The 11,943-nt window shown below is 62.4% G+C and carries 13 protein-coding genes; 11 read left to right on the forward strand and 2 right to left on the reverse strand.

Features of this window, described 5'->3' with window-relative positions:
- The first annotated feature begins 19 nt into the window (after window positions 1-19).
- From J3L12_RS00850 to rnr, 3 genes are all read left to right on the forward strand, one after another.
- Window positions 20-349 carry a hypothetical protein gene (locus J3L12_RS00850; protein ID WP_208013140.1) on the forward strand — a complete coding sequence of 110 codons (330 nt, stop codon included), beginning with the start codon at window positions 20-22 and terminating at the stop codon, window positions 347-349.
- 287 nt (window positions 350-636) lie between these two features.
- The gene (locus J3L12_RS00855; RefSeq protein WP_208013141.1) at window positions 637-1,872 is read left to right on the forward strand and encodes an aspartate aminotransferase family protein; all 1,236 of its coding nucleotides are present in this window, start codon (window positions 637-639) and stop codon (window positions 1,870-1,872) included.
- Window positions 1,873-1,892: 20 nt separating this feature from the next.
- On the forward strand, window positions 1,893-4,355 hold the full coding sequence (gene rnr, locus J3L12_RS00860; protein ID WP_208013142.1) for a ribonuclease R: 2,463 nt from the start codon (window positions 1,893-1,895) through the stop codon (window positions 4,353-4,355).
- A 6-nt stretch (window positions 4,356-4,361) separates the two neighbouring features.
- Here rnr and J3L12_RS00865 read toward each other — a convergent pair whose 3' ends face one another.
- Window positions 4,362-4,853, reverse strand: coding sequence for a CAP domain-containing protein (locus J3L12_RS00865; protein WP_208013143.1), 492 nt, complete (start codon window positions 4,851-4,853; stop codon window positions 4,362-4,364).
- 88 nt (window positions 4,854-4,941) lie between these two features.
- On the opposite strand from J3L12_RS00865, the gene coaE reads away from it, so the two are divergent.
- The 6 genes from coaE to J3L12_RS00895 all read left to right on the forward strand — a co-directional run bounded on the left by coaE (window position 4,942) and on the right by J3L12_RS00895 (window position 9,414).
- Window positions 4,942-5,520: a dephospho-CoA kinase gene (gene coaE, locus J3L12_RS00870; protein ID WP_208013144.1), complete on the forward strand. Its 579-nt coding sequence runs from the start codon at window positions 4,942-4,944 to the stop codon at window positions 5,518-5,520.
- On the forward strand, window positions 5,517-6,320 hold the full coding sequence (locus J3L12_RS00875) for a helical backbone metal receptor (protein ID WP_208013145.1): 804 nt from the start codon (window positions 5,517-5,519) through the stop codon (window positions 6,318-6,320). Before coaE ends, J3L12_RS00875 begins: the two co-directional genes overlap by 4 nt.
- A gap of 191 nt (window positions 6,321-6,511) precedes the next feature.
- Window positions 6,512-7,426, forward strand: a complete 915-nt coding sequence (locus tag J3L12_RS00880) for an aldose 1-epimerase (RefSeq protein ID WP_208013146.1) — start codon at window positions 6,512-6,514, stop codon at window positions 7,424-7,426.
- 29 nt (window positions 7,427-7,455) lie between these two features.
- A complete protein-coding gene (locus tag J3L12_RS00885) occupies window positions 7,456-8,217 on the forward strand; it encodes a 50S ribosomal protein L11 methyltransferase (protein WP_208013147.1) in 762 nt (253 codons plus the stop codon).
- 106 nt (window positions 8,218-8,323) lie between these two features.
- A complete protein-coding gene (locus J3L12_RS00890; RefSeq protein ID WP_208013148.1) occupies window positions 8,324-9,022 on the forward strand; it encodes a 16S rRNA (uracil(1498)-N(3))-methyltransferase in 699 nt (232 codons plus the stop codon).
- The gene (locus J3L12_RS00895; protein ID WP_208013149.1) at window positions 9,019-9,414 is read left to right on the forward strand and encodes a hypothetical protein; all 396 of its coding nucleotides are present in this window, start codon (window positions 9,019-9,021) and stop codon (window positions 9,412-9,414) included. The genes J3L12_RS00890 and J3L12_RS00895 overlap by 4 nt, the downstream gene beginning before the upstream one ends.
- Before the next feature lie 120 nt (window positions 9,415-9,534).
- Here J3L12_RS00895 and J3L12_RS00900 read toward each other — a convergent pair whose 3' ends face one another.
- The gene (locus J3L12_RS00900; RefSeq protein WP_208013150.1) at window positions 9,535-10,428 is read right to left on the reverse strand and encodes an AEC family transporter; all 894 of its coding nucleotides are present in this window, start codon (window positions 10,426-10,428) and stop codon (window positions 9,535-9,537) included.
- Between the two features lie 134 nt (window positions 10,429-10,562).
- Here J3L12_RS00900 and J3L12_RS00905 point away from each other — a divergent pair, with 134 nt between their 5' ends.
- Complete coding sequence (locus J3L12_RS00905; RefSeq protein WP_208013151.1) at window positions 10,563-11,009, forward strand: hypothetical protein; 447 nt, start codon at window positions 10,563-10,565, stop codon at window positions 11,007-11,009.
- A 244-nt stretch (window positions 11,010-11,253) separates the two neighbouring features.
- Window positions 11,254-11,922 carry a response regulator transcription factor gene (locus J3L12_RS00910; RefSeq protein WP_208013152.1) on the forward strand — a complete coding sequence of 223 codons (669 nt, stop codon included), beginning with the start codon at window positions 11,254-11,256 and terminating at the stop codon, window positions 11,920-11,922.
- Window positions 11,923-11,943: the final 21 nt, after the last annotated feature.

Consider the following 11,943-nt stretch of genomic DNA (forward strand, 5'->3'; position numbering starts at 1 on the left):
GGCCCTAACCTGGGGATGTATGGACAAGGTGAAGGAGCTGTCCCGGCTAATCAGCGACCGAGAGCTTCGCCTGACGGCGGTGGTCTACGCCCGGCTGGGGGTGGTGCCCTACCTGCGGACGCACGGGCGGCTGCCTGACCGGATTGGCGGTCCCTGGAACCTCATTCCAATGCGACTGGTGATTGAGCAACGGGGTACCGACCCCGAACTCACCGACGACGAGCGCCTCGTTTACGAAGCCATCTTGCGGGAGGGCCGCTTACCGGGGGGGTCGGTGGTGTTGCTCGATGAGGAAGAAAAGCGACGCAAACAGGAAAAGAAGCAACTGCGGGGTAGAAAAAAACCATGACTGCCCGGTCAGATAATCCACACATTCTCGCAGGAATCCTGGAAGTCTTCTGGTCATTGCGAGCCTCCGAAGGATGCGAAGCCATCCAGTGCGCCCTGCCCAGCCGGTAGCCTGGGAAGCCTCCTCTGGATGGCTTCGTCGACCTCTGGATTCCACGCAAAGACGAAAGTTCGCTACGGTTTTCCACCGCAGCCCCCAAGCTGAGAGAGGTAACCGGTTTTTGGTTGTAACCGAACTTCTTTTAAGCGCCTCGAGCTACCCGAGGCGTGATAAACTCGAGCCCGACCATGACCATCTTCGAGCAGTTCGAGCGGCACATCAACCCCGGTCTGGCGGGGCTTTTGCGGTTTACCGGGCTGGACAAAGTGGAGTCCCATGCCGAGGGCGTGTATGTGTGGGACACCGAGGGCAAGCGCTACCTGGACTTTCTGGGGCTTTACGGCACCCTTTCGCTGGGGCATCGGCATCCGAAGGTGGTGGCGGCGGTCAAGGCGCAGCTCGACCGGATGCCCATGTCGGTGCGGGTGCTGGTCTCCGAGCCTGCCACTCGGCTGGCGGCCCGCCTGGCCGAGATCACCCCTGGCGAGCTTTCCATGGTGTACTTCGGCAACTCCGGCACCGAAGGGGTGGAGGCTGCGCTCAAGTTTGCCCGCTTCTACACGGGCAAGCCTGGCTTCATCACCACCCAGGGGGGCTACCACGGCAAGACCATGGGGGCCCTTTCGGTCACGCCCAGGGAGCACTACCAGCTCCCGGCGCGGCCCCTGGTGCCGGGCGTGACGGTGGTTCCCTTTGGCGATGCCGGGGCCCTCGAGGCTGCCATTGGCCCCGATACGGCAGCGGTCATTGTAGAGCCCATCCAGGGCGAAGGGGGCATCCGGGTGCCGCCCGAAGGGTATCTGCGCGAGGTGCGGCGCATTACCCGCGAAAAAGGCGTGGTGATGATTGCCGACGAGGTGCAGACCGGCATGGGCCGCACCGGCAGGCTCTGGGCGGTGAACTGGGAAGAGGTTGAGCCCGACATTCTGGTGAGCGCCAAGGCCCTGGGCGGTGGGGTGATGCCTATCTCGGCGACCATCTGCCGTCCGGAGATTCTGAGCATCTACAAAACCGAGCCCCTGATTCACTCCACCACCTTCGGCGGCAATCCGCTGGCGGCAGCGGCGGCCCTGGCGGCCATCGAGGTCACACTCTCCGAGGACATCCCCTCGAGGGCAGCCCAGATGGGCGATTATTTGCTGGGCCAACTGGTCGGGCTGCAAAAAGCCTACCCCGAGTTCATCCAGGAGGTGCGGGGGCGGGGTTTGCTGGTGGGCCTCGAGTTCAGCGACGCCGATATAGGCGCGGTGGTGGTGGCCGAACTGGCCACCCGAGGGGTGCTGACCGCCTTTGGCCTCAACAACCCCAAGGTGGTGCGCCTGGAGCCGCCTCTAATCGTTGAAAGAGCTCACATTGACCAGTGCATCGAGGCGCTGGATGGTGCCCTGAAAGCCACCCAGCTGGCCTTCGAGGGCGTATTGTAGAGCTGGCGTTTCGCCCACCTATGCTCGAACAGCAGATTTACGCATACTTTAAAAAACACCCCAACAAGCGTTTCAGCCTGCGTGAGGTGGTGCGGGGCTTGCGGCTCGACAAAGACCAAGCCAAGGAAGCCCTGGATTTGCTGGTGGCCGAGGGCAAGGTTCTGGAGCCCCGTCGCAAGCTCTACGAACTGCCCGAAGCCCAGTCCCGCAAAGGCCTGGAGGGTCGGTTGCAGGCCCACCCGGCGGGTTTTGCCTTCGTCATCCCGACCAATCCCGACCGGCCCGACCTGTACATCCCCAAAGGCCACCTGAACGGGGCCTGGCATGGCGACCTGGTGCGGGCCGAACCCCGCCCTCCGGGCCGCGACGGCAAGCCCTGGGGGGTGGTTACGGAAGTACTGGAGCGGGCGAACCATCAGCTGGTGGGCCGCCTCTACTTCAAACAGGGTTTTGCCTGGCTCAAGCCGGACGATGCCCGGCTGCCGGCCCTCAAACTGAAGCCCGAGGGGCTCGAGGGGCTGGAAAGTGGCGCCCGACTGGCTGCCCGGGTGGTATTTCCCAGCGGACGCAAGGCCCAGGAGCCCCACGGGGAGATATCGGGCTACCTGGGTCAGGGCGAGGGCCCCGAGGTCGAAACCGAGGCCATCATTGCCAAATACGAGCTAAGGAGCGTGTTTCCGCCCGAAGTTCTGGCCGAAGCCGAACGTATTGCCCATCTGGACGCCAAGGAGCTGGCACGGCGCGAAGACTTCCGCTCGCTACGGGTTTTTACCATCGACGGCCCCGACGCCAAAGATTTCGACGATGCCATCCACATAGAGCTCCTTTCCAACGGCAACTACCGGGTGGGTATCCACATTGCCGATGTCTCGCATTACGTGTGGGAGTTTTCTGCGCTCGACCACGAAGCCTATGCCCGGGCGACCAGCGTCTATCTGCCGGGCCGGGTGCTGCCCATGCTGCCCGAACCGCTTTCCAACGGTATCTGCTCGCTCAAGCCTTACGAAGACCGGCTGGTGCTTTCGGTGCTGGTAGAGCTCACCCCCAAAGGAAAGGTCAAAAATTACCGCTTTGCCGAAGGGGTCATCCGCAGTGTGGCCCGCCTGACCTACCCCGAGGTAGAGCGGTTTGCGGCCACGCTTGAAGCGCCGGAAAGTCTTGCAGAGCCGGTTCCGCCTGACTGGAGCCAGGAACTCAAAACCGACCTGATACATTTGCTTCAACTGACCCAGACCCTCAAGGAACGCCGTCTGGAGCAGGGTGCGCTTGATTTTCACTTCACCGAGGTTAAGGTAGAGGTTGACGAGGACGGCAACCTGCATCTGATTCCCCAGCAAGAACCCAGAGCCCGCAGTTTGATTGAAGAACTGATGCTGCTGGCCAACCGCACGGTGGCCCAGCACCTTTCCGAACGGCAGATTCCCGCACTCTTTCGGGTGCACGAAGACCCCAGCGAGGAGGCTTTCAACAAGCTGGTGGCGGCGCTGGGCAAGCTGGGCTACAGCCTGCCGGGGGGCGAGCTCAGCCCCAAGGCGCTGCAAAGCATCCTGAAAAAAGCCGAGGGCCGACCCGAGGCGCCAGTGATTTCGACCCTGCTGCTGCGCTCCCTTCGCCTGGCCCGTTATGCTGCCGAAAACCTGGGACACTTTGGCCTGGCTGCCGAACACTACCTGCACTTTACCAGCCCCATCCGCCGCTACCCCGACCTGGTGGTGCACCGGGTGCTGCGGGCGCTTCTGCGCCGCAAAGCGGGGCCGGCCCAGCGAGAAGACTGGGCCAAGCGTTTCCCCAAAATTGCCGAGCACACCTCCGAGCGGGAGCGGGCCGCCGAAAACGCCGAGCGCGAGCTGACCAAGTACTACCAGTGCCTGTGGGCCCAGCGTCACCAGGGCGAGACCCACCGGGGCACGGTTTCGGGCGTGACCGGCTTTGGGCTGTTTGTGAGCCTCAGCAACGGGGTTGAAGGCATGATCCGACTGGGCGCCCTCGAGGACGACCACTACCACTACCACGAAGACCTGCTGGCCCTCGAGGGTCTGCGAACAAAGCGCCGAATTCGCATTGGAGACGAGATGGAAGTGAAAATAGCCGGGGCCAACCCTTCGGCCCGCCAGATAGACTTTGTGCCCACCGAGAAGTTTTATCAGGATAAGACCCAGACGAACCCAGAGCAAAGTGCCAGGAAAAACCGAAAAAAGAAGCCAGCAAAGCGTTCCAGGCCGGCCTCAGCGCAGCAACCTGAGCCTGCTCTGCCCGCCCAGCGCTCGCGCAAGGTGGTAGCCACCGAGCCCAAAAGCCCGGCCCCGCACGCCAGGGCTCGCTCGAGGCGGGTGGTGGGGCCCCCTGACGAACGCCGGGGGTTCAGCAAGCCGGTCAAGGTCAGGGCGCAGAAGATTTACTTTGGCGCCTGGGGCGGGGAAACGGCCAACGCGCCTGCCCAGGAGAAACCAAAAGCCCAAAAGAAACGTCGCAAACGGCGGTGAGCGCCACTACTGCGGCTCGGCGGCCACCAGCACCCAGTAGTCGCCCGCCTTTACCATGCCCATCTCGCGCAGGTTTGGGGCCATTAGGGTGTTGCAGTGGCCCTGGGTACTGGCCAGCCAGGCATTTACCGCGTCTGTTGCAGTGCTATAACCCTGGGCCAGGTTCTCGCGGATTTCCCTGTAGCGGTAGCCGTTCTGCTGGCTGCGGGTGGCCACTGCAAAGGTGGAGCTCGAGCCCTCATAGTGGCTAAACTCCCCGGTTTGTCTGATGTGTTCGGCGCGCTGGCGGGCTACCTCCCCCAGCAGACCGTTCCAGGAGAGGGCCGGGGCGGCTGCGTACGATTGGGTGTTGCTGCCACTGGTACAGGTGCGGGCGACGGCTCGAGCCTGATTGACCGCATTCAGCGCAGTCTGAAAATCGGCAGGGGTGTACAGAACCCTGGGGCTACTGGTGCAGGCCGCCAGGAGGGCGATCGCGGTAGAAAGTAGCCAGCGCATAGCCCCAGTCTGCCAACCTTTTATTGTGCCTGCGGTGAAGAAATCACCGTGGAGCGTTACATGAAGGGGGAGGGTATGCTAGGGCCTGATGCGCTTGATTGGCCTGACAGGGAGTATTGGTAGCGGCAAGAGCACGGTGGCGCAGCGCCTGCGGGAACTGGGCGTGCTGGTACTGGATGCCGACGAGTACGCCCGGGAAGGAGCCACAGCCCTCAAGGCGGAAATTTGCCGCGCATTTCCGGAGGTCTGCCGGGAAGGGGCGATAGACCGAGCGGCCCTGGGCCGGCGGGTGTTTGCCGACCCCGAGGCCCGCCGGCGGCTCGAGGCCCTCCTGCACCCCTACGTGCGCCGCCGGATGCGCGAGGAGACCGAGAAAGCCCTCTCGGCGGGTCAGAAGATAGTAGTACACGACATCCCCCTGTTGTTCGAGACGGGGCGTGAAGCCGACTTTGCGGGCGTGCTGGTGGTGGCAGCGCCGACCGAACTGCGCAAGGCCCGGGTCATGGCCCGTAGCGGCTTGAGTGAGGCCGAGTTCAACGCCCGCGACCAGAGCCAGATGCCTCAAGAAGAGAAGGTGCGCCGGGCCACCTGGGTGATCTGGAACGATGCCGACCAAGAGACCCTGCGGGAGCGGGTGGATGCCTGGTACCGGGAGGTGGCACGATGAAGCTGGTGCACGACTGGCTGGGCCCCCTCGAGCTGCCCGATGAACCCCGGCGCATGGTGTCGCTGGCCCCCAACGTTACCGAGACGCTGTTTGCCCTGGGCCTGGGGGCGCGGGTGGTGGGGCGCAGTGCTTTCTGCTACCGCCCGGCAGGCACGCTGGCGAGGCCGGTGGTCTCGAGCTATACCCGCCTGCGCTGGGAGCTCTTAGACAGCCTGAAGCCCGACCTGGTGCTCATCAGCACCGGGGTACAGCGCGACCTGCTCCAGGAGCTTCACCGCCGGGGCTACCCCATTTTTCCGGTGCCCCTGCCAAATAGCCCCTACGGCATTCTGGAAAACATTGTGCTGGTGGGGGCTTTGCTGGGAGTAGCTGAGCAGGCCACCCAACTGGTAGCTCAGCTCTCGCGGCGCTATGGGGCGCTCTACCAGAGCCTGCCGCCCTACCGGGTCTACCTCGAGTTCGACCTGGGTGGCCCCATCACGGTGGGGCGGGGTAGCTACGTGGGGGAAGCCTTGCGGCACCTGGGTTTACAAAATATCTTTGCCATGCACCCCCAGAGCTACTTTGCGCCCGACCTGGCCGAGGTGATCGAGCGTGAACCGGAGCTGGTGATTTATGAGCCCAAGCCCCACCGCTCCCGTCCCCACGAAAAAGCCCGGCGCCTTATGCTCGAGCGAAACTGGTCCTACCCGCTGGTGGTGACCGGCGGGGATGAACTGGCCCACTACGGCCCGGGTTTTTTTGACTACCTGGAGGTGCTGGTAGCGCAGATACGTACGTCTATGGCCGATAGTCTATAGCCGATGGTCTGAAGTCGAAAACAAGGGGCGTGCCACTAAACTAGCCCTGTGCTGCATCGGATTCCTCGTCGGCGAACGCCTCCTCGGAAAGACAGGTGGTTTTGTTGCTAGATTCGATGACCCTTGTGCCGCTATCGCAGTTGTTCTCACCAAGAAGACGGAATCCGGCCCGATCCAGTACCCTTTAGCGGATGAGCCTCCAGATTTTGCAAAATCAGCGGTTACGCCTTACGGTAGCCCCCGAGCTGGGGGCCAGTGTGGTGGGCCTCGAGCTTTTCCAGCAGGGCTTCTGGTTGCCCGTTCTGCGCCCGACCTCGCCGGCGGCGCTGGCGCAGCGAAGCTCGCCCGATACCTCGAGTTACCTGCTGGCGCCCTATTCCAACCGCATCCGGGAGGGGCGTTTTCGGTTTGCCGGAAAAACCTACCAGCTTCGCCCCAACTGGGTAGACGGACGCCAAACTATCCACGGCGAGGTGCATGGGCGGCCCTGGGCGGCCCAGCGTTTTGACGAACATATTTTGCAATGCAGTTTCGATTCCCGAGCCTTTCCAGACGTGAATTACCCCTTTCCTTTTACTGTAGACATCCTGTACCGGCTGCTCGAGGATGGAATCGAAGTCGTTACCGCTTTGCAAAACGTCGGCGCCGAGCCCATGCCGGCGGGCTTGGGGCATCACCCCTACTTCATGCGCTACCTGGGTCATTCATCCGAAGCGTTGCTGTCCTTCCGGGCTGCACGGGTCTACCTGACCGATGCAAGCTGCCTCCCCACCCGGCCTGCCGAAGCCATCCCTTCCCGCTTCGACTTCTCGAGGCCCAGAAAGCTGGGGGATACCTTGCTTGACCATGTGTTCACCGGATGGGAAGGGGTGCTGCACCTGGAGTGGCCGGGTTCGGGCTGGCGGATGACGCTTCAAGCCGACCCCATCTATTCGCATCTGGTGGTCTTTACCGCGCCGGACGGGAGCGTGGCCCTCGAGCCCGTCACCCACGCCACCGACGGCTTCAACCTGCTGGCCCAGGGCTGGCCGGATACCGGGGTGCGGGTGCTGGAACCGGGCGAACAGATGGAGGGAAGCATAAGACTGAGCCTTCAGCAGTGCTGATTGCCATCCATGCATTAGACTTTAGAGGTATGCACGTCTTTCGCCTGCGCGGCGACTTTCAGACCGTGGACATTTATTCGGCGGCCCTGTTCGAGCTGGGGGCTCGCGGCCTCGAGGAAAAACCCGGCGAGGTCTGGGCCTACTTCCCCGAGCGTCTCGAGCTGCCCTTTCCGGGGGAGTGGGCCGAGCTACCCGACACCGACTGGCTGGAAGCCTACAAACGCGACCTCAAGCCGGTGGTGGCCGGGCCTTTTGTGGTGCTGGCCCCGTGGCACGAGTGGAGCGGCGAGGAAAAGCGCATCCTCCTCGAGCCCGGCATGGCCTTTGGCACCGGGCACCACGAGACCACCCGCATGGCCCTGGAAACCCTGGCCCAGCGGGTGGAGCCGGGTATGCGTGTCCTCGACCTCGGCACCGGCTCGGGCATCCTGGCGATTGGGGCCGCCCTGCTGGGAGCCGAGGCGGTGGGTGTGGACATAGACCCGGCGGTAATTCCCCAGGCCATTGAAAATGCCCGCCTGAATAACGTTAATCCCACATTTCAACTGGGTAGCCTGGAGGATGCGGAAGGGCCATTTGACCTGGTAGTGGCCAACCTCTATGCTGAGCTACACGCCTATTTTGCCGGGCAGTACCGAACCCGGTTTGGTATTTGTGGAACCCTCATACTCACGGGTATTTTGCTCGAGCGGGAGCCGATTGTGCGGCAGGCGCTGGAAGCCAACACCTTTGAACTGCTCCAGCGTCGCCAGGAGGGCGAGTGGGTCTGCCTGACCTATGCGGCGGTATAGGCATGATGGAGTGCCGATTCGCATGTTGTACGCGAGTATCAACACCTGATTCCGAATGCACCTGGAACTAAGGCTCAAGTCTCTGGAGTCCCATACCCCGCACCCTATGCGCCCCCACCGTGCCTTTGTCCAGGAATTGCTGCCCGAGATCGAACTGGGGGGCCTGGAAGCCCACCACTTAGTTGATGTACTCCGGGCCAAAGCAGGCGATACCCTTACGGTTTTTGATGGCCGGGGCCTGGAGGGTCGTGCGACCGTGGTGCAGGTTACCCAGGGATGGGTGCGTTTGCGCCTGGAGGAAACCTGGACAGCTCGCAAGGAGACCCCCCAGCCCATCACGCTCTATGTGGCGCTGCTCAAAGGCGACCATCTGGCCGAGGTGGTGCGGGCCGCTACCGAACTGGGCGCAAGCCAGATTGTGCCCATCCTGACCCAGCACTGTGTGGTGCGGGAAATGGGCGAACATAAACTGCTGCGCCTGCGCCGCATCGCCCTCGAGGCTGCCAAGCAGTGTGAGCGCAGCGTCGTACCTGAAGTTACGCCCATGCGACCCCTCAAAGACATTCCTACCGTCGAGCAGGGCTTTGTAGCCCACCCCAGGGTCTCGCGGCGGTTGCGGGATGCCTACGACCCCGAAAAGCCCACGGCCCTCCTCACCGGCCCCGAGGGGGGCCTGAGCGAGGCTGAAATTGGGCTGCTCGAACAGCGCGGCTTCACCCCCGTCACATTGGGGCCCCGTATTCTGCGGGCAGAGACCGCGCCCATTGCGCTTTTGAGCCTGGTCACGGCGGGGGAAGGAATATGAACTACCTGCGTTGGCTCTTGCTGGTGGGCTGGCTACTGCTGCCAGGCTGCCGCTATACCTTCCTTCCGCTTGACCCTGGCCGGGCTACACTACCAGATCGCACCAGCCTGAGCGGAACCCTGGAAACCACCGAACGCGGAGCGGTCGCCAGGCTGACCGTCCGGCGCATCGCAGAGCCCGGCTACCTCGAGCTCCGCTGGTACAAGGGCGACCAGCTCTTCCAGGAGCGTTCCATCTGGGTCGAACAGCCCGGCACTTTCGAGGCCCGCTTCGAACGCCTGGACGATGGCTACTATCGGCTAATGGTGCTGGTGCAGAATAGCCCCGTGTTGCAGCTCGAGGTTGGCACTCCCTTGCTTCCACCGCCGCCTGCGCTGCCACCTGATTCCTGAACCTGGGGAATAGGGGTAAGGGGACAGGCGTTTGAAAGCTGCAACCCCCCACCCAGTTATCACTGAAAGCTGGCTACCCGCTTGAAGTGGGTTGGTATAGTAAGGGTTGTTTCCCTCGGCCTAGCCCAGGCCAATCCACAGGAGCACTACCGGAATCGTCAGAAAAGACAGAACCGAGGAAGCCACCACCGCCCGGGCGGCCCGGATGCCGTCCCCCCCAAACTCCCCTGCCATCAGAAAAGCATTCACCGCAATGGGCATGGCGCTTTGCAGCACCAGTACCTGAATGTCCAGGCGTTCAAGGCCCAGCGCCCACCCGGCCAGCCCAGCCAGTAGGGGGGCTGCCAGCAGCCGCAAGCTGCTGGCCTGAAGCTCAAACCGGCCCCACTCGGGTCTGGATTTGGCAATCTGGATGCCCAGCGTAAGCAGCATCACCGGAATGCAGGCTTGACCCAGAAGGTGTACCCCTTCGTCGAGCCCCAGGGGTAGCGGAATACCCAGCCCGCGCACCAGCAAGCCGCCGGCCAGGGCCCAGAACAGCGGTAGCTTGAGGGTGAACCAGAGGCTTTGCACCACCCCACCCCCCCGCAAGAAGGCGGGCCCCAGCCCAAACATCAGCACACTGCTGGCAATGAAGAACACAATGGCCCGATCCAGACCGGGCTGCCCCAGGGCAAAAAAGGTGAGGGAAAGCCCCATGTTGCCCGAGTTGGGAAAAGTGGCCGAGGCAATCAGGGTCTTGGTCGAGCCCTGGTCGAGGTGCAGCCATTTGCTAAAGCCCAGCCCCAGGAAATACAACGCGATGGAAGCCAGGAAAAACGCGGCCGTAATCCCGATCACGCTGGCCCCGGTCAGTTTGGCCCTGAGCATGGCATCGAAAATGAGCACCGGGACCAGTACGTAAATAGAGAGTTTGGAGAGCGTTTGCAGGTCAAAGTCAATACGTTTGCCGACCAGATAGCCCGTTAGAACGATAAAGGCGACGGGGACTACCGTGTTGAGCAGGGCTTCCATACCAGCGCGTAGCTTACCCGAACACACCGAATAGAACCATACCAACGGGGTTCGGGAGGCTTCCGTCTGTGATGTGCGGTCAACTATGGGGAACCCGATTCGGCTATAAAGGCAGAAGTCAAGAGGTATCCACCATGAACGACGGGCTGTTCAAGGGCATCCTGGTTTTTCACTTTGTGGCTACCTGGTTTTTGGTGGGACTCATCTGGATGGTTCAGGTGGTTCATTATCCGCTCTTTGCCAGGGTCGGGTCGGCGGAGTTTGCTGGTTATCAAACAGCCCATGCCAACCTGATTACCCTGGTGGTCGGGCCCTTGATGCTGCTCGAGCTGCTGACTGCTGTTGCTCTCCTGATTTTGTGGCCCTCGAGCCTGCCGAGCTGGGTGGGGTGGTTGGGCCTGGCTCTGGTGGGGGTGATCTGGCTTACCACCCTGCTGGCATCGGTGCCACTGCACGCAAGACTGGCCGCAGGTTTTGATACCGAGGCCCATGCCCTGCTGGTGGGCACCAACTGGATTCGAACCCTGGCCTGGACGGCGAGGGGTTTCCTGCTTGCCTGGGTGCTGTACAGGGGGTTGTAAGTTTCCGCGCCAACTTTGCCCGAACGCCTGGCGAACCATAGGAACAGTGAAGTAGGGGACAGGGGTTAGGGTTCAGGGGATAGGCGATAAAATCCCGCCGCCTGCCTGATACCACCTGCTCCTACCTGATCGGTTACTGAAAGTTAGGCATACGGCTGAAGGCGGTATCACCCTTGGCAGGGGGTGGGCTTCTGCCTACCTTGCATGACATTTGCTTGACAAGAGTGGGAATAAACTATGAGAGATGTCGAAACTGCTCCTGGTCGAGGACGAACCCTCTGTTCGGATGGGGTTGCGGCTTTCATTATCCAAGGCCGGGCATCAGGTTCTGGAGGCGCCCACTGCCAGCGAAGCCTGGGACAAGCTTGCCAGTGCCGACCTGGTTATCCTCGACTGGATGCTCCCGGATGAGCCCGGTGTACGGCTCCTGGAGCGCTTGCGCCGCGATGGGCGCTACGAAAACCTGCCGGTGCTGATGCTCACGGCCAGGGCCAGCGAAGGTGACCGGGTGGAGGGACTAACCCGTGGAGCTGATGATTACCTGACAAAGCCATTCTCTACCCCCGAACTCATAGCACGGGTACAGGCCCTGTTGCGTCGGGTGGGCAAGAGTGGACGGTTGGAACGTGGGGCGCTGAGCCTGGATTTGGAGCGCCACCAGGCTTTTCTGGATGGACACGCCCTCGAGCTCACCCGCCGGGAGTTTGAACTGCTGGCCTTTCTGGCCCGTCATCCCGGGCGGGTGTACACCCGCGAAGAACTCCTGGAGCGGGTCTGGGGGCAGGAGTTCTTGGGTACGGCTCGCACTGTGGATCAGCATGTGGCCCAGTTACGCGATAAGCTCAATGAAGACCCCAAGGCTCCCCGCTTCCTGGAAACCCTGCGCGGTGTAGGGTATCGCTTCAGAGAGTGAGGATCGGCGTGCCCAGCAACC

This window comes from Meiothermus sp. CFH 77666 (genome assembly GCF_017497985.1).
Taxonomy (GTDB): Bacteria; Deinococcota; Deinococci; order Deinococcales; family Thermaceae; genus Meiothermus.

Coding starts and splice junctions, on each gene's coding strand:
- J3L12_RS00850 (WP_208013140.1), top strand. CDS start 20: ATGGACAAGGTGAAGGAGCTGTCCCGGCTAATCAGCGACCGAGAGCTT.
- J3L12_RS00855 (WP_208013141.1), top strand. CDS start 637: ATGACCATCTTCGAGCAGTTCGAGCGGCACATCAACCCCGGTCTGGCG.
- rnr (WP_208013142.1), top strand. CDS start 1,893: ATGCTCGAACAGCAGATTTACGCATACTTTAAAAAACACCCCAACAAG.
- J3L12_RS00865 (WP_208013143.1), bottom strand. CDS start 4,853: ATGCGCTGGCTACTTTCTACCGCGATCGCCCTCCTGGCGGCCTGCACC.
- coaE (WP_208013144.1), top strand. CDS start 4,942: ATGCGCTTGATTGGCCTGACAGGGAGTATTGGTAGCGGCAAGAGCACG.
- J3L12_RS00875 (WP_208013145.1), top strand. CDS start 5,517: ATGAAGCTGGTGCACGACTGGCTGGGCCCCCTCGAGCTGCCCGATGAA.
- J3L12_RS00880 (WP_208013146.1), top strand. CDS start 6,512: ATGAGCCTCCAGATTTTGCAAAATCAGCGGTTACGCCTTACGGTAGCC.
- J3L12_RS00885 (WP_208013147.1), top strand. CDS start 7,456: ATGCACGTCTTTCGCCTGCGCGGCGACTTTCAGACCGTGGACATTTAT.
- J3L12_RS00890 (WP_208013148.1), top strand. CDS start 8,324: ATGCGCCCCCACCGTGCCTTTGTCCAGGAATTGCTGCCCGAGATCGAA.
- J3L12_RS00895 (WP_208013149.1), top strand. CDS start 9,019: ATGAACTACCTGCGTTGGCTCTTGCTGGTGGGCTGGCTACTGCTGCCA.
- J3L12_RS00900 (WP_208013150.1), bottom strand. CDS start 10,428: ATGGAAGCCCTGCTCAACACGGTAGTCCCCGTCGCCTTTATCGTTCTA.
- J3L12_RS00905 (WP_208013151.1), top strand. CDS start 10,563: ATGAACGACGGGCTGTTCAAGGGCATCCTGGTTTTTCACTTTGTGGCT.
- J3L12_RS00910 (WP_208013152.1), top strand. CDS start 11,254: ATGTCGAAACTGCTCCTGGTCGAGGACGAACCCTCTGTTCGGATGGGG.